The following is a 21239-nucleotide window of genomic DNA, read 5'->3' as shown; positions in this document are numbered from 1 at the left end:
AGGGCAAGTTACTTTTCTGGAGTTGAATAATGCCTTGGTATAAATCAGGCACGGTTTCCGTTGCCCAAAATTCGAATTCTGTTGTTGGAACCAATACGGCATTCATCGCAAACAGTCGTGTTGGCGATGGCTTTCGCGGGCCTGATGGTGGTTGGTATGAAGTTACGAACATTGCCAGCGATACAGCAATGTCCATTTCGCCAAACTATCAGGGAGCCTCTAACGGATCGGGCAGTTACGCGCTCGCTCCGTTGCAGGGCTATGTCAAGGAATCCGCAGACGCACTGCGTGCGCTGGTGCTTCAGTATGGCAGCGTGCTCGCCGTTCTCGGTCCGACCGGAACCCTTGCGGGCGTTCGCCAGGCGCTGGCACTGACCGATACGTCTGGCCTGCCGGAGACAGTTAACGCACAGTATTTCACCACTGCTCGCGTCAGAGGAACACTTCTGACCAACCTGGCTAACGACAACAATAACTCTATTGTGCCGACGGATACGATCCTCCAGGCATTCGGCAAGTTACAAGCTCAGATGAACACCCGCGCAGCCAGAGGCGCGAACGCCGACATCACATCGATCACAGGACTGACGACACCATTGGCCGTCTCGCAGGGGGGCACTGGACGAAGCTCCACCATCAAGTGGCGGTCGAACCGTGGCGCTTACACCATTCAGCCGGGGCAGTACTACAACATCGAATGGACGAATGATGTTTACGGTACTGGCAACATCCACAGCCAGAGCGTGAGCCCCGAGAACTTTGTTCTCCCTGTAGGCATGTTTCTCATTACCGCGACTCTGGTCTATGACTACAGCCCCAATGGCCGACGCGGAATAAGACTTACGCTGGATGGCGCGCCCGCGCAAGGCGGCACGAACTTGGTTCCGGTGGTACCTAACGGAATTACTACTGTTCAGATGACCTACATTGCGCGGATAACGGCCAGCGGAACAATTCTAAGAATTCAAGGGTTTCAGGATACAGGCAATAACTTGAACATGCCCATGAGCGGGCAGGGGCTTATAGATATTTTCCAACTGGAGTGACAAACGATGGCGATGGCGATGGCAAAAGTACCGTACTTCTGGGACATGCCCTGGATTCGCACGGCATCAGGACAGCTTGATTTCTCGATGTCTTATTACGACGGCGAGTACATGCATATTGAAGGTGTGACTCAGGAAGCGATGGATGCCGCACTCGCATCTTACGACCACAACGCGTATCTGCAGAGACAGAAAGCGTTCGCGATCAGGACCAAGCGCGACGAGCTGTTGGCGGGCTCAGCCGTGATCACTTCGGTGCTGATCGATGGCTACGTGACCGGCATTCTGACCGACGAAGAGAAAGCACTGTTCGAGGAACATGCCACCTTCAAGGTTCAGCTCTATCGGGTCGACAAACAAGGTACGTTCCCTGACTCAGTTGTCTGGCCGGTAACCCCGGCCTGATCCGCAATCCAACCAATCCCGCCAAGCGCGGGATTTTTTTGTCTGGAGAAAATAAATGCCGATCACTGCACAGCAGTTGCTGACGATCCTTCCTAGCGCCGGTGCGAAAGCTGCCGTCTTCGTTCCAGCCCTGAACACTGCCATGGGCAAATACCAGATCATCACCCGTGAGCGCATCGCTGCGTTCATCGCTCAGATCGGCCATGAGTCGGGCCAGCTGCGATATGTGCGCGAGTTGGGCGGCAGCGAGTATCTGTCGAAATACGATACCGGCAAGCTGGCGGAGCGCCTGGGCAACACGCCCGAAGCCGACGGCGACGGTCAGTTCTACCGTGGGCGCGGGCTGATCCAGGTAACCGGCCGGGCCAACTATGCCGAATGCGGCGAGGCGCTGGGCCTGGATCTGATCAGCCACCCGGAACTGCTCGAGCAGCCGGAGCATGCCGCGATGTCAGCGGCCTGGTACTGGGGGAGTCGCGGCCTGAACTCGCTGGCCGACAAGGGCGACTTCATCGCCATCACTAAGCGCATCAACGGTGGCACCAACGGCTTGGCAGATCGACAGGCGCTGTACGACCAGGCGCTGAAGGTGTTGGCGTGACCGGCCTTTACGCACGGGTCGGTAGTGCGCTGTTGATCCTGCTGGCCGTGGCCGGTGCTCTGTACGGCGCATACCGGCACGGCGCGAACGTCACGCATCTGGCGTGGCAGGCGAAGTGGGACGAACAGGTCAGCACCCAGTCACAGGCCGTGGCCACCACCACGACCGAATACCGAACCGAAGAGCAACGCCGCCAGAAAGCGGCCAACCAGGTGGCAAATGATGCGAGACAAGAACAGACCGCTGCGATCGCTGATGCTGTTGTCGCTGACGCTGCTGGCGACCGGCTGCGCAGTGAAGCAGGACAGCTGGCAGCCTCCGCCAGTTGTGTGCCCAGCGATCCCGGAGTTGCCGATCGAGGCCAGAATGCCACCCGTGCCGCCATGGTGCTCTCCGACCTGCTCAGCCGGGCTGACGCGCGAGCGGGAGAGCTGGCGCGCTACGCTGATCAGCTCAGAGTAGCGGGGCAGGCGTGCGAGGCCTCTTACGACTTATCAAATCGAGCAGGAGATGAAAACGGAAGATTTTCGGAGCGATAAGAGACGTAATGAAACCTAGGTCTTGAGCACGGTACGCAGCCTGTGCGTAGTCAAACTCATTACCTAGTTTCTTCCGTAAATTCGGAGAGATTTGAACCCGAATCCAGCCCTTATATACGCGTCTTACAGCCTAAAGGTTGGCATAACGCTGCTATTCTTGGTAATCATGGCATTAGCCTGATCAAGTTTTGCTGCGCTCTAGAGTCTGTGCTTCCTTCGAACGCAATGCAGGGAGAGAAGCTGTATTGGCCCTTCGTCACTGGTTTGAAAGGATCTGAACTTATTTTTATATCGTAGTACTGCATGGTCTTTCCGAACTTACCAAGGGCGAGTCCCGTAATGCTGGCCGCGCCGGCAGATCTGAGAAATGCTGCAGCAACGCCGAACGAGAGGCCGTAGGTAGTACAGTCATCAATAACCACTACGTTTCTGTTTTTCAAACGAGTTTTATAGAATGGGTTGATATGGATCGTTGCAATTTGGTCACTAGGATCTGTTCGATCGCCACCACGGTTAAGAGATCTCTTCTCAGATGCTGTATGCCGAATGAATAATGGCTCATCGCGCTTTGCGAACCTGACTAGGGAAACCGTAGTTCGGAGGGCGTGTGTGAAATCACTAAGCACTTCGCTATCTCCTTGAGTAACCTGCGAGGATGGGTAGACGCCCCAAAGCAGATCATCCACATCGTAGTATCCGTCTATCAGTAGTGACCTGGAAGCCAATAAAGCTAACGCTGTGAGCTGTGGACCACCGTTTTTTACGGTAGCGGTTAGCTTGCCCGCGAGTGCTTTTTGAGCTGCGGTAATACTGCCTCCGTATCCTGATAGATCTGCTAGGGCACGAGCGTTGTAATTGGCTTTATTTCCTTCAAACCACCAATGCCCTGTCCAGCCATCTGTGAGTCTGACGAGATCCTCTAGGTCTTTACCATTGCTGACTTGAATTCCCAAACCTTTAATGGCTTTATCGGAGGACCAGCCAGCTGCTATGAGCATCGCATGGCCATTTTTTGCCATCTGCATGTCTTCAGCTTTTATTGCCAAAACCATGATGTCGTAGGGCTCAATTTTAAGTGAATCAGCAGCGTTACGGATCACCTCGCCGTTCTGGCGTGCGTCCGTTTTTATGAAGATGATGTCAGTGCCCTTGAAGGCTTCATCAAACCATGCTGGCTTGGAGTGGTTGGACGTTATCCCGACCGCATTGCCAGAAGCACTGATTTTTATTAGCGAATCAATCAGTGGCTTTGATATTGCCCCGTTCTGCAGCAGAGCTGCAGGCGACGTTATTAGCGCAAGCATCCTTACTCCTTGAAGTCCGTTCTATAACAGTGGTATTTGAGGGTCTAAATTTTTGTTCGGTTTTGTTGAGTCTTCTTGAGTTTCTGATTCAACTAATGTGCTTGGTTCGCCTGGAGAGCTATTGCGCTCATTCGGTACTGCTAAGCTTTCCGCACCCTCAGGTAGGACATATTCTGGTGGGTCGCTTATAGATATAGATTCAGGTTCAGTAACTACTGAAATCAAGCCAGCTAGGAATTGTGTGTCTTTGGGGATCTCAAGACACAATGCCCCATAAGCCTCCTCTGAAAATGATAGCTCAGGCTTTAGCTCGCGACTCATTGGAAGGTGGAGGTTTACGATTTTCTTACCATATTGGCTCGCAAACTTCACTGTATGTGCAGTCCCGCTTTTTATCTTCCATTCTGCTGGGATAAGTAGGTCTGCTAAGGCCGCTTGCAATCGGTTTCTTCTGACAAAATTCTCTGCGCTATAAGATTGACTAGGCAGATATTCAGTGATTATTGTACCTCCTTCCTCAAGAATTTTTGCTCTTAGAGCTTCAGAGCCTCTTGGGTAGTTCTCTAAAATTCCAGTTCCAAGAACCGCAACCGTAGGTATCCCATATCTCATTGATTCTACGTGCGCAGTCTGATCTATTCCCACAGCTAGGCCGCTTACCGTGACGCACTTATGATGGGCTAAAGCTGAAACAACAAATCTTGTTAAAAATATGCCGTCATCCGAAGGTTTTCGAGTGCCGACAATCGAAACTGCTGGCATATACAAGTTTTCAGAATTGCCTTGGACAAAGAGCCATTCGGGATTGTCGTATATCGCAGCAAGCTTTTGAGGGAATCGAAGCTCCTTAATGAACATTAGAGAAATGTTCAAATTGCCAAGTTTCTTGGCTTCAGCTACACCCGACTCCCAAAGTTTTTTCTGACTTTCAAAATCTCCAGCTGGAAACTCAAGCATGAATTTCTCAAGGCCAGCAGATATAGGGTCGCGAAGTGCAGCGCTAAAGCTTATTCCAGATTTCGATATTTTATATAGCGTACGAAAACCCACGCCTTTCAAAGTGGATAGCGCGAGAAAAGCTATCCGTTCGTGTCGCCAATAACCCCTGTCTTCCATTGTTTCTGTGCCTTGTAAAATCAAGTCGGCCAATTCCTTGAGGCGTTCCGAGAGTTCCTTCTGCCAAGCGTGAAGCTTGGAATCTGCATAGCATGCCAGAGTGCCTTCAGTTGTTTGCGATGTCTATCGGATTTACATCTAAATTGTCATTTGCCGACTTGCAAAAAAGATTTTCAGCCCTGCCGCCTGTGTCAGAGCTTGGCATCGACCTCCCGTAGACACGGACTGTCATTGTTCGGTCGGTGTGGCCCATTTGGTCAGTCACCAAAATAGAATGCTTGCGAGCGGAAAGCATCATTGAGGCTTAGGTGTGCCGGGGCGCTTTCTTCATCATATCTGCCCGGCCCTTTCCCGCCTCGGTCAAAGCCCGGCTCAAGTAGCTATCGACAGGCGGTCGGGCATTGATCGTCAAATACTTGATGCCAGGCAACCGTGGGTCTTGAATGGAAAAACTGATTCTCATCAGTGGGGCAGCCGCAAGGTGGGGCTGCTCCTGACCAACGAACCGGGAGCGATCATGGATATGACTGCAGATGGAGTGTATTGCAACACGCTCGTCGCCGTGTTTCATGCGGCATTCCGGCTTGGCTTTGATCCGTACGCTTTGGCGGTACAGGCCAAGCTTGATGTGGCGAGCTATCTTGAAATGCCACCGATGCTTTTGTTTGAAAGCGCAGAACGGGTGATTGATGAATCACTGCTAGTCGCAAAGCTGATCAACGAACGGTGGCCGAACAGCGGTTCCAACCACCAAGATGATGAGCAGCAACATGGCAGAGGCTTACACACTGGCGATGATAGGAGTAATCGCCACAACGACGCTGATTGGATTGGCGGTCGCCCTGTTTCGGGGTGATGACTGAGCTGTACGCGGGTGTCCGCATTGTCCCGCGTTGCTCTGACTAATGTCCCACTCAGGGCCTGGAAAACGGCTCGATTAGCTCTGCGCCTTGGTTGCGCACATTTCCCACCTCTTTGCCCACCGGAAACCATTCAAAGTCGTCAACCGGCCGGCAGCATTCCTTCGCGATTTCTTCTGCTCTGATCGCATCCGTGGACGGATCCATCCACTCTCTGGCCAGCTCCGGCGACAACACCAATGGCCGGCGGTCGTGAATGTCCACCATGCCCTGGTCGCTCGCTGCGGTTATGATCACGAAGCCGTCATCGTCGTGCTGCTCGAAACCAGGCGTGACGTGGGCGAGGGCGCCGTAAAACATCGGCGCCTGGCCTTTCAGTCGGATGAAGTAGGGCTGTTTCTTTTTCGGATCGCGTTCGTCCTTGACCCACTCGAACCACCCATCACTGGGAACAAGCACTCTGCCGGTCGGCCAGAGCTGCTTGAAAAACTTCCCCGTAGCAACCGTCTCGACCTTGGCATTAATCGGGTCGGGACGCTTCCCCTTCGCCCAGAACGGCGCCCATCCCCATTTGACCGGGTCCACATAGACTGCGTCGTCTGCCACTCGCAGGATGTTGACCTTCGTCGTCGGCGCAACGTTGTACCGGCCGATCGGCTCGCCGTCATAGCCACTGAGTATCCGGAAGCGCGGTGCCAGCTCGCTGAAGTACTCCGGCATTCCTGCCTTCTGAACAATCCTTCCACACATGACGTTCACCTGCTAAGCGGCGTTTGTCTTCTGTTGACAGCCCCAGCTGCGCGGAAGTTTGCTCGGGCATTGCGGGTCCTCAACAAATCCACGACCAGAGCAGTCAGTGCAGTCGTCGCGAAGCTCGAAGCGGTCGCAGCATCTGGAGCACTGGCGATAGACAGAGAAGTTCTCGCGCTCCCACAGCTTGATGTACTGGGCCAGGTCTCCGGACTCAAGCGCAAGCGTCGCCGCTTCGATGATGGTCCGGTACTGATCGGGATCGTCTATTCGCGTGCGGATTACACCTGAAAACTGCCGGTTCAGTTCGACCAGCACCACCCTCTGACCGGTCTCGGTTTTGACATACCGGTCGTCCAGGCGTCCGTAAAGCTGATGCGTGTGAGTCAGCAGCGTGTTGTCGTCCCGCAGGATAGCCAAATAGGCTTTGTGGTCCGGTTCGATGTCAGGGCCGTGCAGGATATATCTGCTGCCTAGCAGCGTTCCGACCCGAATACGTGCCTCGTTGAAGATCGCGTAGTTCGAAGCAGGGTGGCGCCATTCCTCTGGATTCGCCTCGACGTAGTAACAAAATGCCGCGCTTGCCAGTTCCATCATTTCGAAACGCTCCATCGGGTCGATTGCTGCCAAGGCATGAAGCCGATCGGCGATCGACATGAGGTATCGGTAGCAGGAGGCTGGCGACTGCCACGTGCTCTCTGAGTCTAATAACTTGTGCCAGTCCTCCAAGAGCTGGCTCACTTTCTGGTCCATGGTAGGTACTTCTTGATTGCTGTATGTGCATACAGTAGTCGAGCGTTTCCAATTTGGGGAGTGGTGTTCGTCGGCAGAACGCCGGGGGTGGGATAGTTGCGCAAGAACGACCTTTAAATCTTCCCCAAAACGCAACCATAAGCATCTGATTTTATTGGGGCGGCAAAGTCGGCAAGCACAACTGTAAAAATGATGTTTTTATTCTTTAATGTATTGATTTTATGAGGGTATTTCAGATTTATCGGGTTATTCCAGTCGGCAACCACCAGATCAAAGCGATTCTGCAACCAGCAATCGAGCCCCAGCGCACCGTTTTCGGCGACTTCGCAGTGATGCCCCAGAAACCCGAGCTGCTCACAGAGCAGCAGCCGGTTGGCCGGATGATCATCGACGATAAGAATGTGCAGGATGTGGTTGGGCGTCGGGGCAGCGTCCTGTTGAACCGGCACATGTGCTGCCGGGTCGAGCGAGGTGAGTATCAGGTGCATGTTGATCTGCGTGCCTTGCCCCGGCTCGCTTTCCAGCGTCAGGGTGCCGCCCATCATCTCGCACAAGCTGCGGCAGATCACCAATCCCAGGCCTGCGCCGGTGCGCGCCATCTGGCCGTTGCTGTCCACCTGGGCAAACGGTTCGAACAGGCGCTCCTGATCGGGCTGGCTGATACCGATGCCGCTGTCCTGCACGGTCAGATGCAGTTGCAGGCGCTGTGAATCGGTCAGATCCCCGGTTTGCAGGCTGATTCTGACCTGTCCCTGTTGCGTGAACTTGATGGCGTTGCTGACCAGGTTGGAAAGGATCTGCTTGAAACGCAGCGGATCAACCAGTACATCGGTATTGATGCGGCTGTCCAGTTCCAGCGCCAGGGTCAGGTTCTTCTGCCGGGCCAGTCCGTCGAATACCCTGACCACCGACTCCACCAGCTGACGCAGGTTGGCTCGCTCGGGGTTGAGGGTCAGTCGGCCGGACTCGATCCGGGCGATATCAAGAATATCGCCGATCAGGTCCAGCAGTTCTTTCGCCGAGCCGTAGGCGACTTCAATGGCAGAGCGGTCCAGTTCCCCCTGATCGGCGCGTTTGAGTGCCAGTTCGAGCATACCGATCACGGCATTCATCGGAGTCCTGATTTCGTGGCTCATGGTCGCCAGAAAGGTGCTTTTGGCCCGGTTGGCGGCATCGGCCTGTTCCTTGGCAGTCTGCAGGTCTTCTATCAGGTGCCGCCGTTCGCTGATATCGATCCAGCCGCCAATGATGCCCTGTACTTCGCCCAACGAGTCCCGGAAAGGCAGGATCCAGTGGTAGATGGTCAGCCTCTGCTCGCCGATATGCAGCGTGCGATCCTGAACCAGAGCGGTATTGGTGGCCATGACCCGTTGATAGTCGGCGGCGTATTCCCTGGCTTCGAATGCGTTGCTCAGTACACCGTCGGTGGCGCTCTTGTCGATGATGTCCTCGCGCTGCGCTGAAAACGAAGTAAGGTAGCTGTCGTTGCACATTCGCAGCAGGCCTTCACGGTCACGCACATAGATCGGGTGGGGCGTGCCGTCGACCAGTGCCCTCATGAATTCGAACTGGTCGCCCAGCGCCCGCTCGGCAGCTTCACGCTGTTTGATCTGGCGCCGCATGTAGGCATTCCAGACCAGCAGACCGATCAGCAGCAGCCCGGCACCGGTAATGATCTGGTAGATCAGGCGCTGGTAGTCGTGCCAGTTGGCACCTGCGGGTGTGTAGGAGCGCCATCGGTTGTTGATTACGGCCAGCTCCTGGGGCGCGATGCTGGCCAGCGCCTTGTCCAGAATCGAGCTTAGTTCGGTGGCGTTGCGTGAGGTGGCCATGGAGATCAGTGCCGGGTCTTCCCCGGTGGTGGCGGTGATCTGCAGGCGCTCGCCGAATATGCCTGAGGACAGGAAATAATTGGCGCTGAGCAGCGACGTCGCGGCAGCTTCGGTTCTGCCGATTGCCAGCATGTCCAGCGCCTGGAAAGGGTTATCGACCTCGACTGTCACGATGTCCGGATGTTCGCGGTGCATCCAGCTCAGCAATGCGCTGCCCTGGGTGACCGCGAGGCGTTTCTTGCCGAGGTTTTCAAGGTGGGACGGCGAGCCGGCTTCCTTGCGTGTGACCAGCACGAACGAGTTGTCGATGTAAGGACGGCTGAAGCTCAGCCGGTCCTCACGCTCGTCGCTGGCGTCCAGAGCACCGATCATGTCCGCCTGCCCCTGGCTGACCTGATTGATCATGTCGGCAAGGCTTGCCGAACGGGTGACTTCGAAGTTGATTCCGGTGCGCAGGCGCACCAGTTCGAGAAGCTCCGCCGTGATGCCGCGAAACGTACCGTTGGCGTCGAAGAAGGTCAGAGGCGCGTAGGCTTCGTTGACCAGTACCCGCACGGTCGGGTGCTGGGTGATCCAGCGCTCCTCCCGCTGGGTCAGTTGCAGTTTCTGGTCGGTCAGCAGCAGATCGCTGCCGGCGCTCCAGCGCTTGGAAATATCAATGCGCTCATCGACCGGAATGGCCTTGAGCGTCTGGTTGATGACGTCCAGCAGTTGCGGGTTGTCGTTGCTGATGGCGAAGCTGAATCCGTTGGCTTCATGCTTGCCGAAGTTGGCCATTTGCACATTGTTCAGGTAACCCCTGTTGATGATGTATTGGGTTGAAATGGTATCGCCGAGAAAGACGTCGGCCTGGTTGAAGGCCACGGCGTTGATCGCGTTCTGAAAGGACGGGTAGGTGTCGATGGTCGCGTCGGGATAGGTCGCCTTGACCTCGTCCAGCGGCAGGTAGTGATAGACCATGCTCAGACGCAGGCCCTTGAGGCCCTCGGTCAGCGGGCGGGTTTCGCCAATGCGCGTGACCAGTACCGGCTGATCCACCGAGTAGGGGTGGGTCAGCATGATGTCGCGTTCCTTGGCTTCGAACCCGTTGGCGGTTCCCAGCAGATCGATTTGTCCGCTGACAAGCGCCTTCATGGCGTGGTCGCGGCTTTCAAAACGCTGAACCCTGACAGGCAGGTCCAGCGTTCGGGAAATGATGCCGGCGTAATCGGCGGTTATACCTTCGTAGTCGTTGCCGGAAATGGTGATGTCGAAGGGCGGGTAGTCGGGTGCAGAGGTGCCGAGGATCAACTCGCGTTTGCTGCGGACCCACTGCCATTGTTTGCTGTCCAGCTTCACATCCATGTGCGCCGGGCTCGAGCGGCCGAGCAGGGTGTAGTGGTCGGCGGCCTCAAGGCGGGCGAGCAGACCCCAGCTCAGGCAAAGGCTTGTGGCCAGTATCAGAAATTGTTTGAAGCGCGTGGACATCCGGTCTCTCACACTAGCGCGTTGCGTTTCGCCATCTCGATAAGATCTACCAAGGTCCTGGTTTTCAGTTTCTGCATCAGCCGTGTCTTGTAGGTGCTGACAGTCTTGTTGCTGAGAAACATGCCCTTGGCGATTTCCTTGTTGGAACGACCCTGGGCAAACAGTTGCAAGACCATCAGTTCGCGATCATTGACCAACTTGAACAACTCGATTTCGCTCGGTTGACCATCTTCGCGAACGGCAGGCGTCAATGCCTGGCTGGGGAAGTAATTGTAGCCGGATAATACCGCTTTCACCGAACTGAGCAATTCACTGAGGTCTTCCTGTTTGCAGACGTAGCCTGCCGCACCGGATTGCATGCAGCGTATTGCGAACAGTTTCGGGGTCTGTGAAGTGAGGACCAGAATTTTCGAGGGCAGGCCCATGGTGTTGAAGCGGGCCAGTACCTCCAGGCCGTCGAGCTTGGGAATGCTGATGTCCAGAATGATCAGGTCGGGCATGCATTCACGGACCATCTGCATGGCGTCAACGCCATTATCGGTTTCACCGACGACCTCGTAGTTTTCGTTCTCCAGCAGCATTCTCACGGCCAGTCGAACAACAGGGTGGTCGTCGATGATAAAAACTGAGTTCATATTTAAATCCATACAAGCAGCGAAGAAAGCGCGCACCTTAGCTCAGATGTTCGGGCAGGCCCATGAAGAGACGTGGTCGGCACGTATATATAGGAAATTTCCTACAATAATTAGAGTCTCGGAGTACGTAAAAGCCTACTTTGAACGCTCCATGTTTAAAAAGATTTCGCGCTTTATTCTGGGGGTTGGTTAGGTTTTCAGGGCGTGTTTATTACGTTTGGGAATTAGCCGTCGCTTCTATCGTATTATTCCTACAATGCGGATGTGCAGTAAGTCATAACGTCTGAGCGTTCATCGAAAGGTCGGTGCGACGACCTGTTGCAAAGTGTCATTGCGAATCTGAAACGCCGTTCAGCAGGTGGACAAGAACCGGGCCGTTCAGTGGCTTGCTCAGGCAGCCAAGCATTGGCAGACCCAGTCGGATGGCAAGCTGTTCGAGATCCAGCAGTTGCTGTGCCGCAAGCCCGCTGAGCAGCACGGCATGCCGTATCAGTCCGCGTTTCCAGGCCTTTTCGATCAGATCCAGACCATCGAGGTCAGGGAGTCTCTGGTCACACAGAATGAGGTCGTAGGGTTCTGGGCTGCGTTCCATGGCAGCCATGGCCTCGCTGGCCGTCAGAACGGGGGTCAGCAGAAAATATCCCTGGTTGTTGAGCAGTATCTGGGTGGCGATCAACTGAAAGGGATGATCCTCCACCAGCAGGATTCGCAGGTTGTGCTTGAACATGAGGTTACCGGCTGGGACGAGGCAGGAGCGGTTCGAGCCGGGTCGACAGGTATCGTGCGGTTCCCGAAGGTGCCGCAGGCAGCTGGATGGCTTACCGGTTCGGCCATGAAGTGCCGGGATTATTGGGGTGTGTCGAAAACGCTGCGATAAGACGCGTCTGGCAGGTGTGTAGGACGTTTCTGAAGTTGAGGTGCGGTGAAGTCCACGGCCGAGCGAGCGAGCACCGGTTTCAGGTGGCTCTGCTCGCCCGGTACCCGCCCTCAGAACTGCGCGGATCGGCCCGTCATTTCTCTGGCCATCTCGGTTGCGTAGCTGTCGGTCATGCCGGCAATGAAGTCGATCATGCGCAGAAACGAAGCATGCAGCGGCGCCTTCGGATCGGGCGCGCTGTTGCCCAGCAGATCGAGAATGCGCCGGTGCTTGAACGAGGGCGTACGGCCACCGAACTGTTCCACCGCCGCGCCACAAAAGGCGTTGAGGAGAATTTCCAGCGTGGTATAGGCGCCAATCTCGTGCAGGGTCTTGCGCTTGTCCTGAAAGATCTTCTTGCGGGCCATGTCCTTGGCGCTCAACACGCAGCGCTTGGCCGGGCCGTGCATGTGTTCCACCAGATCGCCCTGAAGCGTACCGGCCAGCAGGGCATCCTGTTGCTCGACAAACGCGCGGGCTGCGGCATTGGTCAGGTGCTCGATAGCCTTGCCGCGCAGGATCGCCAGCTTGCGTCGCCGCGAGTCCGACGGGCCCAGTTGACGGTAGGTTTCCGGCAGGTCATCGCCCACCAGCCCCAGCAATAGCGCTTCCACTTCGGCGTAGTCGAGCAGGTCCATTTCCAGACCGTCCTCAAGGTCGATCAGGGCGTAACAGATGTCATCGGCGGCTTCCATCAGGTAAACCAGCGGATGACGTGCCCAGCGCTGCTCTTCCAGCTGCGGCAGGCCGAGCTTGTTGGCAATCTGCTCGAGAATCGGCAGTTCGCTCTGGTAGCAGCCGAACTTGTGCTTCTTGTAGCCCAGCGAGTCGGCATGCCGAGCGGTCCACGGGTACTTCAGGTAGGTGCCCAGCGTGGCGTAGGTCAACCGGGTACCGCCGTCGAATTGGTGATACTCCAGCTGGGTGAGTACGCGAAAGCCCTGCGCATTGCCTTCGAAGTTGAGGAAGTCGTTGCGCTCGGTTTCGCTCATCGCATCGAGCCAGCCGCGGCCTGCCGCCTGATTGAACCAGTTGCGGATCGCGTCTTCACCCGAATGCCCGAAGGGAGGATTGCCGATGTCATGGGCCAGGCACGCTGACTGGATCACCATGCCCAGATCGCTGGGATCGCACCAGTCGGGCAGGGCGCTGCGCAGGGTTTCACCGACCCGCATGCCCAGCGAGCGACCCACGCAACTGACTTCCAGCGAGTGGGTCAGGCGGGTGTGGATATGGTCATTGCTGGAGACCGGATGGACCTGGGTCTTGCGTCCCAGACGCCGGAAGGCACCTGAGAAGATGATGCGGTCATGGTCCTTGTGGAATGGGCTGCGCCCCAGTTCCTCAGGGCTGTGCAGGGTCTTGCCGAGTCGTTCGCGGTTAAGCAGGGTTTGCCAATCCAAGGCGGTCACTCCGTCAGTCGTATTGGCCTAGCTTCCCGGTTCGGCGTGCTGGCCGCAAGGCCTTCACATGCCGACGGCATCGATATCGATGAGAAGCAGACGCGTGCCGTTGTCGAAAAACTGGCCTGCCGTCAGGCAATACTGGTTAGTGGTGGCGTCGCGGTAGGTGTTCGACAGGGTCAGACGGCGTTCGTGCCAGCCCTCGGCCAGAAGATGGTAGAAGTACGGGCGCCACGACCAGTTGTGCCCCAGGTAGCGCGCGTCGGCATGCCAGGCACCGTCTCGCCATTCCAGGTTGGGCGTCAACTGCGTGCCGTGGCGGTCGCACTGATAGAACCGCAGCAGCCAGGGATAATCGTGCAATTGCGGCAGTGCGCTGATCGGCGCCTGTGTCTGCGCCCAGCGCTGCAGGCTGTCCATCAGAATGGCGAGACGCTGGCGCAGGTCCATCAGGCGTGCCCGTTCGGCCACCTTGCGCAACACATAGCGATCGCGCAGCTCGGCGAATCGGGCCACGAAGGCGTCGGCCGCGAAGAATTCCAGCTCGCCTTTGGCGAACAGGTAGCCCTGAACGTAACGTGCCCCGCACTCCAGAGCGAAGTGCAATTGGGCTTCGGTCTCGACACCTTCGGCAATGATCCAGCAGCCGGTCTTTTCCGCCATCAGCGCAAGCGCCTTGACCACATCGCTGCTCGGGCCGCCCTTTGCAGCAGCCTGAAACAGGCGCATGTCGAGTTTGAGGATATCCGGTTGCAACGCCAGAACCCGGTCCAGTTGCGAATAACCTGCGCCGAAGTCATCGATCGCGATGCGCGCGCCCGCTTGGCGATAACGCTCTACAACCTCGCTCAGACGCTGAATGTCGCCGCCCAGTTCGGTGATTTCAAACACTACGCGTTCAGCAGGAACATGATGCTGCACCAGTTGCGCGAGACTCGGCAGAGCCTGGCCGGGCCGCAGTCGGCTGATCCAGCGTGGGGAAATATTCAGACTCAGGAACCAGTCCTCAGGCGCGTGATGCAGGCGACTCAAGGCGTGGTCACGAATCAGGCGGTCAAGTCTCCGCAGTTCGGCGGCCGGCACCTGCGGGTCGTTGAACAGCGGTCCGACCGAATGCAGCCGTCCTTCGCTGTCGCACAGTCGGCCAAGCGCCTCGACGCCTGCTATGCGGCCAGTGGCGGTGTCAATGAACGGCTGGAAGCAGGCAAGGGGTTGCCCTGAAATCACGTGGCCTTCCTTAGTGGAGGTGGAATGAGCGTTATGGGGGGAGGTAAACGCAAGCCGCCCGCTGTGAGTGTTCACAGCGGGCGAAATGTTACTTGGCAGGAGTTAGCAAGAATGCAGCCAACAGGCGTCTCAGCGTTTGCGCGCGCGACTCTGCAGAGCGACCTTGATCAGCGGTGTGAACGTGATGCCCAGCTTGAGCAGCTTGCCAAGAAAGCTGGTGCGACCGGTCTTGGCCCGCTTGCCGCTGAGAAAGCCCAGCAGCGCGACCGAACCCACTCCCCACAGTGGCGCATGGCGGATGCCCAGCGCACTTTTCCAGTCGTGACGCAGGCCCCTGAAGCGTTGCAGGGGCTGCAGCAGCGTGGTGGATTCGTGGCGTATTTCCTGGCGATGCATTTCCATGCGCAGACGGATCAGCGCCTTGCGCAGTTCGCGACGGGTGTTGCCCTGATGGGATTTGGGTTCGCTCATGGCATCAGTCGCTCACGGTCGTTGGCCAGTTCTTCGAGAGTCGCATGGAACGGCGAGGATTCGTCGAAGATGGCAGCCTTCAAGCGAAGTCCACAGAACACCGCAGCCAGGAAGTAGAACGTGCACAGGCCGATGATGCCGGCCAGTCTGTAACTGTCCCACAACACGATCAGCAGCAGTGCCGACAGCCCGGTGAGCAACAGCAGACCGAACACCAGTGCCAGACCCGCGAATAGCAAAAGACTGACAGTACGCGCCTTCTGCTCCTGCAACTCGATGCCGAACAGCTCGACATGGCTGTGCAGCAAGCCCAGAAAAGCGGCACCCAGGCGCCGCGGTGAAGAGCCGTGGTCCGCGTGGGGCGGACCTGATTCCGTTCCCAAAGTCATGGTATTAGCGCCTTGTGGCCAGCAGGCCGATCAGGAAACCGGCACCGGCGGCCAGGCCGACCGATTGCCATGGATTGTTCTGTACGTATTCTTCGGTTGCGACGATTGCTGCTTCGCCACGCTCGCGCAGGGATTCTTCAGTCTGCTTGAGCGTCTCTTTGGCACGCAGCAGGCTTTCCTGAATCTGGGCACGCAGTTCATCGGCCTGATCACCAGCGAGGGTTGCCGTGTGTGCCAGCAGCTTCTCGGTGTCGGCGACCAGGACCTGAAAGTCTGCCATCAAGATTTCCTGAGCATTCTGTGCGGTTTGGCGAGGCATGGTTTTCTCCGTTTGGTGGCGTATGGATGTTTCGAGTACAGGGAATTGGCGAAGGTTCACTTCAATTGCTGCGTCGACGCACATCGCGTGGCGACGCGGCTTTCGCCTTGTGCTGGTGCGTGGCGTACAGGCATTTGCGCCAGATCGGCGCATCGGCAGATTACCGGTGGACAACCTTACTCCATAAGCGCAAGCCGCGAGAAAAAAACGGGAGGCTTGCGCAGGTGTTTCATAATGGCTGCGTTTGGCTATGCTCGTGGTGCAGAACGCAACGAACTGTGGGAGCGCCACCACGTCTTCGACGTAGCGCTGTCGCGCAGCAAACACCGGACCGTAGGAGCGCGCTTGCCCGCGATTGCGTCATGTCAGTCGCTGATTTTCTGTCTTTAAGAGCCTATCGTCGGATTGCCGCCCAGACCAAGCGCGCTCCTACAAAAAATCGCTTTTCTTCAGTAAGTTACAGGTTGTTTGATAAGAGATGCCTCTATGTCTTTGACACAGCGCTGTCGCGCAGCAAACAAAAGACCTACAGGAAAAACGTGCGTATCCGCTTGCCCGTGCAGCGTTTGACAAGCCTCGGCTCGTTCGGGGTCGTTCTGGAAGTACCGGCGCAGCGTCGGTCAGTGATTGGAGAGGGGCATGGAGCGGTTGTACTCGCTGCAAGGATTGAGGGGCCTGGCCGTTCTGGGTGTGGTGCTGTTTCACATGATGCCGATCGAGGCGCGGTTTTCCGGTGGCGATACCTTGCTGCCGCCTTCGCTGGATTTTTTTCAGCTCGGTGTCGACCTGTTTTTTGTCATCAGCGGCTTCGTGATGGTGATCGTCAGTCGTGGCCGGTTCCAGAATGGTGTCGAGGCTCAGCGCTTTCTGTTCAACCGGGTGTCGCGGATCTATCCAACCTACTGGCTGTATTTCTTCATCACGCTCGGGGTCTTTCTGGTGCAGCCGGGTCTGGTCAACAGCGGTCATGGCTCGTCGAACCTGCTGATGTCGTTCCTGTTGCTGCCCAACGATAAAGTGTTGCTGGTGATGGTCGCCTGGTCGCTGCTGTTCGAGCTGTGGTTCTACCTGGTATTTACCGGCCTGCTGCTGTTCAAGGAGCGCCATCTGCCGTGGCTGATGGCGGGCTGGGCGTTGATCATCGTGACGTTCAACCTCCTGCAGGACTGGCAGGATCAGTCGTCGGCGTTGAAGATCATCCTGCATCCCTATTCACTGGAATTCATCATCGGTGTGGCGCTGGCGCTGTTCTTCTACAGCCGTCACAGCGCGCGCCTGCCGACGGCTGCTGTCTGGGGTTTGCTGGCTGTTGCCTTGCTGGCAGGCGGTCCGTTGATTGCGACCTATCGGCTCTACGACAGTCAGGGTTTGCTGCGCATGCTGATGGTGGGCGGCACGTTCGGTCTGCTGGTGCTGACTCTGGCGCTGCTGGAAAGGCGACAAAAGATCTTCGTGCCGACGCCGTTAGTGGTCGTGGGCGACATGTCCTACACCATCTACCTGTCTCATCTGCTGGTGCTGGGGGTAATCGGGCGTGTCTGGAGTGGGGTGGGCGCATGGCCCGAGAGTTATCTGGATAACCTGTTCTTCGCGACACTGATGGTGGCGGCCACCCTGTGTTACGGCTGGGTCGGTTACCGCTGCTTCGAGAAACCGGTGCTGGATCGCGCCAATGCGTTTGGTAAACGGCGCTTTAGAAATGGCGCGGCGAAGGTGGGTGCATAGAAATTTTTACATGGCGCCCAGAGGCAGGGCTCTGCTGAGATACGTCGTTGAACGGACGGCCGGATCGAGGAGACTTGCGGATGGGCCCACAGCTGTTTACCCCTTATGGCGGGATCACGGTCATGCTGCCCGCAGCACTGGTGATCGCTGCCTGGCTATGGACCGCCCGCTCGAAGCGTTCGGCCTTGTTGTGGATGGCGACGCTCTTTGTAGCTTACTCGATGGTGGTGATCAGCAAAGTGCTGTTCAAGGGCTGGGGTGTGGCGATCGAGAGTCTGGGGATCTATGTACTCAGCGGGCATGCCATGAATACCTGCCTGATTCTGACCGTCGGCCTGAGTCTTCTGGCGCGACAGTACGATCAGCGTCTTCGCTGGCTCGGTGCCCTGACCGGACTGCTGCTGGGCTGGCTGTATAGCGTCTTTTGTGTCGCGCCTTTCATTCATCCGCTCGCCGAGGCGGTGGCGGGGGCGCTGCTGGGTTCAACGGCGGCCTGCCTGTTTCTTCTTGGCCTGGAGCAGCATGCGACCAGGCGGATTCCTTCGTCCGCCGTTCTTGTCGGTCTGTTGTTCATCGCCATCAGCAGCACGACCACAAAGTACAACGCCGAACGACTGCTGGACCGTATATCGGTCAAGATTTCCGGCTCCGAGCGCGCGTTCAAACAGCCGGATTGGCGGGCTCCCGCTGAATCGCTGTAGCACCGATACGGCTGTCGGTCGCCTCGACGTGATCCAGGACCGGGCCTAGAATGTTTCGGCAGGTCACGCTCTTTACGAGGAGGGATTCGATGCTTCCTGAATGCCAACTGTTCGGCACCCTGGGTTGTCATTTGTGCGATATCGCGGAAGCCGTTTTGCTGCCGTTCGTGGATGAGTGCGGTTTGCTGGTTGAGCGACGCGACATCTGCGAGGATGAGTGGCTGTTCGAACGTTATGAGCTGAGGATACCGGTGCTGCGTCGCGTGGACACCGGCGAAGAGCTGGACTGGCCTTTCGATGCGCCCCAGGTTGCGTCCTTTCTGAGCACTTAACGGATCATTTTTCTCCCCAGGGCAAGACACGCATTGAATATCGATACCCGAATCAAGTTTCGCCATCTGGTGTGCTTTCTCGAAGTGGCGCGCCAGGGCAGTCTGGCGCGGGCCTGCGATGTGTTGTCGATCAGCCAGCCGGCTCTGTCCAAGACGCTCAAGGAGCTGGAAACCCTGCTGGCGACGACACTGTTCGTGCGCAGCAAGACCGGCGCGGCGCTGACCGAAGCCGGTGTGGCGTTCATGCGCTATGCGGGGCCGAGCGTTCAGGCCTTGCGCGAAGGCGTGAACAGCCTGCGCTCCGGCGAGCACGAAACGGTCACGGCGCGTCTGGGTGTGTTGTCGACGGCCGAGAGCCTGCTGGTTCCCGAAGTCGTCGGGCGTCTGCACGAGCAGCACCCGGCATTGATCATCAGCGTCATGACCGGCCCCAGCGCTTATCTGTTGTCGCAACTGCGTGTCGGAGAACTGGATCTGGTGATCGGGCGAATGACCGACAGTCCACAGATACTGGGGCTGACCTTCGAGCATCTGTACAACGAATCGATGACCCTGGTGGTGCGTACCGGCCATCCGTTGCTGGCGGCGCCCCTCAAACCTGAAAGCCTGGCGAATTTCCCGCTGGTCTTGCCACTGGCGGGCACCACTATCCGCAAGTTCGCCGACAGTCTGTTCGTGCAATGCGGCATACAGCCGCCGCGCCAGCGCCTTGAAACGCTGTCGCTGACGCTGAGCCGACGCTATGTCGAGCGCAGCGATGCCATCTGGATCGCGCCGCTGGATGCCGTTTTGCAGGAGTTGCACAACGGCACGCTGGTCGAGCTGGACATGGGTATCCGTGAGCCGGGCGGTTCGGTGGGGCTGTGCAGCAACCCGGCTGTTCCCCTGACCCGCGCTGCCCAGTGGTGCGTGGATGAGTTCAGAGTCGTTGGCGAAACCTACCGCCAAACGTCTTATGCATAACCATTTGGTTATGGATGGCAGGCAACTTTTCAGTGTTGGTGGATGCATGAAGCGCGCGACACTTCGCTGCAGCCTGTAGCGCCAGTGCTCGACGCTCGCGCACTCATAAGAAAGCCAACAATAAGGAGAACGCCATGTCTGTCGCGGACAACAGCCGCTTCGTCATTCGTGATCGCAACTGGCATCCCAAAGCCCTGACGCCTGATTACAAGACCTCGATCCTGCGCTCACCGCGCCAGGCACTGGTCAGCATCCCCCAGTCCATCTCCGAAGCCTCCGGGCCGGATTTCTCGCACCTGAAATTTGGTCAGCACGACAACGACCTGTTGCTCAATTTCAACAACGGCGGGCTGCCGATCGGTGAGCGCATTCTGCTTGCCGGCCGGGTCTGCGATCAGTACGGCAAACCGATTCCCCATACGTTGGTGGAAATCTGGCAGGCCAACGCAGGCGGTCGCTATCGTCACAAGCGCGACGCGTACCTTGCGCCCATGGACCCCAATTTCGGCGGTGTGGGCCGGGCGCTGACCGACAGCGAGGGCAATTACAGCTTCCGCACCGTCAAGCCCGGTCCGTACCCGTGGCGCAACGGTCCCAACGACTGGCGTCCGGCGCACATTCACGTGTCGATCAGTGGCCCGTCGATTGCCACGCGTTTGATCACCCAGCTGTATTTCGAGGGCGATCCGCTGATTCCGATCTGCCCGATCGTGAAATCCATCGCCAATCCCGATGCGGTGCAAAGCCTGATCGCCCGGCTTGATCTGGCCATGGGCAACCCGATGGATTGCCTCGCGTATCGCTTCGACATCGTTCTGCGCGGTCAGCGCAAGACTCACTTCGAAAACTGCTGAGGAGGCCCGACATGCCCGTTCAATTGCTACAGGAAACCCCTTCGCAGACCGCAGGCCCTTATGTGCACATCGGCCTGGCACCCCAAGTGGCCGGCAACCCGACCCGCGAGCTGGAAATCTGGAACGAGATGGCCAGGCCAGGCGCGCCGGGTGAGCACATCGTGTTGCTGGGCAACGTCTTCGATGGCAACGGTCACCTGATTCGCGACGCCTATCTGGAGTTCTGGCAGGCCGATCACGAAGGCGCGTATCACAGCGAATACAATCCGGCGAACCCGTTCAACGGCTTTGGTCGCACTGCCACATCCGACGATGGCCAGTGGGTTCTCAAGACCATCAAGCCCGGTTCGATGCGCAACGCTGCCGGTGTGCCGATGGCCTCGCACATCAACGTTTCGCTGTTCGCCCGCGGCATCAATATTCACTTGCAGACCCGGTTGTATTTCGACGATGAAGCCCAGGCCAATCTCGTCGACCCGGTGCTCAACCTGATCGAACAGCCACAACGCCGTGAAACGCTGATTGCGCGGCGCTGCGAGGTGGATGGAAAAACGGCCTATCGTTTTGATATCCGGGTGCAGGGCGAAGGCGAGACGGTGTTTTTCGATTTCTGAGCAATGTGCGTGCGCTA

At 57.3% G+C, this 21239-nt stretch carries 23 protein-coding genes; 11 read left to right on the top strand and 12 right to left on the bottom strand.

Annotation, left to right across the window (positions count from 1 at the left end):
• Window positions 1-29 precede the first annotated feature (29 nt).
• The 4 genes from AC0IXS_RS03755 to AC0IXS_RS03740 are packed head-to-tail and all read left to right on the top strand — an operon-like array spanning window position 30 to window position 2591.
• The gene (locus AC0IXS_RS03755) at window positions 30-1046 is read left to right on the top strand and encodes a hypothetical protein (protein WP_471823813.1); all 1017 of its coding nucleotides are present in this window, start codon (window positions 30-32) and stop codon (window positions 1044-1046) included.
• Between the two features lie 18 nt (window positions 1047-1064).
• On the top strand, window positions 1065-1451 hold the full coding sequence (locus AC0IXS_RS03750) for a tail fiber assembly protein (RefSeq protein WP_471823811.1): 387 nt from the start codon (window positions 1065-1067) through the stop codon (window positions 1449-1451).
• Window positions 1452-1506: 55 nt separating this feature from the next.
• Window positions 1507-2052, top strand: a complete 546-nt coding sequence (locus tag AC0IXS_RS03745) for a glycoside hydrolase family 19 protein (protein ID WP_471823809.1) — start codon at window positions 1507-1509, stop codon at window positions 2050-2052.
• Window positions 2049-2591 carry a DUF2514 domain-containing protein gene (locus tag AC0IXS_RS03740; protein ID WP_471823807.1) on the top strand — a complete coding sequence of 181 codons (543 nt, stop codon included), beginning with the start codon at window positions 2049-2051 and terminating at the stop codon, window positions 2589-2591. Before AC0IXS_RS03745 ends, AC0IXS_RS03740 begins: the two co-directional genes overlap by 4 nt.
• A 164-nt stretch (window positions 2592-2755) precedes the next feature.
• Here AC0IXS_RS03740 and AC0IXS_RS03735 read toward each other — a convergent pair whose 3' ends face one another.
• Both AC0IXS_RS03735 and AC0IXS_RS03730 read right to left on the bottom strand, forming a co-directional pair.
• Complete coding sequence (locus AC0IXS_RS03735) at window positions 2756-3895, bottom strand: phosphoribosyltransferase (RefSeq protein ID WP_471823805.1); 1140 nt, start codon at window positions 3893-3895, stop codon at window positions 2756-2758.
• 21 nt (window positions 3896-3916) lie between these two features.
• Window positions 3917-4852, bottom strand: coding sequence for a DNA-processing protein DprA (locus AC0IXS_RS03730; RefSeq protein WP_471823803.1), 936 nt, complete (start codon window positions 4850-4852; stop codon window positions 3917-3919).
• 598 nt (window positions 4853-5450) lie between these two features.
• Here AC0IXS_RS03730 and AC0IXS_RS03725 point away from each other — a divergent pair.
• The gene (locus AC0IXS_RS03725) at window positions 5451-5867 is read left to right on the top strand and encodes a hypothetical protein (protein ID WP_471823801.1); all 417 of its coding nucleotides are present in this window, start codon (window positions 5451-5453) and stop codon (window positions 5865-5867) included.
• Between the two features lie 58 nt (window positions 5868-5925).
• On the opposite strand, the gene AC0IXS_RS03720 is transcribed toward AC0IXS_RS03725, so the two are convergent.
• The 10 genes from AC0IXS_RS03720 to AC0IXS_RS03675 all read right to left on the bottom strand — a co-directional run bounded on the left by AC0IXS_RS03720 (window position 5926) and on the right by AC0IXS_RS03675 (window position 16033).
• A complete protein-coding gene (locus AC0IXS_RS03720) occupies window positions 5926-6621 on the bottom strand; it encodes an SOS response-associated peptidase family protein (RefSeq protein ID WP_471823800.1) in 696 nt (231 codons plus the stop codon).
• A gap of 12 nt (window positions 6622-6633) precedes the next feature.
• Complete coding sequence (locus tag AC0IXS_RS03715; RefSeq protein ID WP_471823798.1) at window positions 6634-7278, bottom strand: hypothetical protein; 645 nt, start codon at window positions 7276-7278, stop codon at window positions 6634-6636.
• Window positions 7279-7487: 209 nt separating this feature from the next.
• Window positions 7488-10673, bottom strand: a complete 3186-nt coding sequence (locus AC0IXS_RS03710; RefSeq protein ID WP_471823796.1) for a transporter substrate-binding domain-containing protein — start codon at window positions 10671-10673, stop codon at window positions 7488-7490.
• An 8-nt stretch (window positions 10674-10681) separates the two neighbouring features.
• Window positions 10682-11308 (bottom strand): response regulator transcription factor, encoded by a 627-nt coding sequence (locus tag AC0IXS_RS03705; protein ID WP_057411237.1) that lies wholly within the window; start codon window positions 11306-11308, stop codon window positions 10682-10684.
• A gap of 328 nt (window positions 11309-11636) precedes the next feature.
• Window positions 11637-12035 (bottom strand): response regulator, encoded by a 399-nt coding sequence (locus AC0IXS_RS03700; protein WP_057411238.1) that lies wholly within the window; start codon window positions 12033-12035, stop codon window positions 11637-11639.
• 260 nt (window positions 12036-12295) lie between these two features.
• Window positions 12296-13627: a deoxyguanosinetriphosphate triphosphohydrolase gene (locus AC0IXS_RS03695; protein ID WP_025994954.1), complete on the bottom strand. Its 1332-nt coding sequence runs from the start codon at window positions 13625-13627 to the stop codon at window positions 12296-12298.
• Between the two features lie 63 nt (window positions 13628-13690).
• Window positions 13691-14854, bottom strand: coding sequence for an EAL domain-containing protein (locus tag AC0IXS_RS03690; protein ID WP_057411239.1), 1164 nt, complete (start codon window positions 14852-14854; stop codon window positions 13691-13693).
• Between the two features lie 129 nt (window positions 14855-14983).
• A complete protein-coding gene (locus AC0IXS_RS03685; RefSeq protein ID WP_057411240.1) occupies window positions 14984-15325 on the bottom strand; it encodes a hypothetical protein in 342 nt (113 codons plus the stop codon).
• Window positions 15322-15714 (bottom strand): phage holin family protein, encoded by a 393-nt coding sequence (locus AC0IXS_RS03680; protein WP_004885620.1) that lies wholly within the window; start codon window positions 15712-15714, stop codon window positions 15322-15324. Before AC0IXS_RS03680 ends, AC0IXS_RS03685 begins: the two co-directional genes overlap by 4 nt.
• 4 nt (window positions 15715-15718) lie before the next feature.
• The gene (locus tag AC0IXS_RS03675) at window positions 15719-16033 is read right to left on the bottom strand and encodes an ElaB/YgaM/YqjD family protein (RefSeq protein ID WP_025994956.1); all 315 of its coding nucleotides are present in this window, start codon (window positions 16031-16033) and stop codon (window positions 15719-15721) included.
• Between the two features lie 639 nt (window positions 16034-16672).
• Here AC0IXS_RS03675 and AC0IXS_RS03670 point away from each other — a divergent pair.
• From AC0IXS_RS03670 to pcaG, 6 genes are all read left to right on the top strand, one after another.
• Complete coding sequence (locus tag AC0IXS_RS03670; protein ID WP_191954688.1) at window positions 16673-17758, top strand: acyltransferase family protein; 1086 nt, start codon at window positions 16673-16675, stop codon at window positions 17756-17758.
• Window positions 17759-17838: 80 nt separating this feature from the next.
• Window positions 17839-18459, top strand: a complete 621-nt coding sequence (locus AC0IXS_RS03665) for a hypothetical protein (RefSeq protein WP_057411012.1) — start codon at window positions 17839-17841, stop codon at window positions 18457-18459.
• An 89-nt stretch (window positions 18460-18548) separates the two neighbouring features.
• Complete coding sequence (locus AC0IXS_RS03660; protein ID WP_025994959.1) at window positions 18549-18791, top strand: glutaredoxin family protein; 243 nt, start codon at window positions 18549-18551, stop codon at window positions 18789-18791.
• Window positions 18792-18824: 33 nt separating this feature from the next.
• Window positions 18825-19754 (top strand): pca operon transcription factor PcaQ, encoded by a 930-nt coding sequence (gene pcaQ, locus AC0IXS_RS03655; protein WP_057411013.1) that lies wholly within the window; start codon window positions 18825-18827, stop codon window positions 19752-19754.
• 134 nt (window positions 19755-19888) lie between these two features.
• Window positions 19889-20608 (top strand): protocatechuate 3,4-dioxygenase subunit beta, encoded by a 720-nt coding sequence (gene pcaH, locus AC0IXS_RS03650; RefSeq protein WP_029243667.1) that lies wholly within the window; start codon window positions 19889-19891, stop codon window positions 20606-20608.
• Window positions 20609-20619: 11 nt separating this feature from the next.
• A complete protein-coding gene (gene pcaG, locus AC0IXS_RS03645) occupies window positions 20620-21222 on the top strand; it encodes a protocatechuate 3,4-dioxygenase subunit alpha (protein WP_029243668.1) in 603 nt (200 codons plus the stop codon).
• Window positions 21223-21239 lie beyond the last annotated feature (17 nt).

It is taken from the genome of Pseudomonas sp. AC016, assembly GCF_979253365.1.
This window is presented reverse-complemented; position numbering and strand designations above follow the sequence as displayed.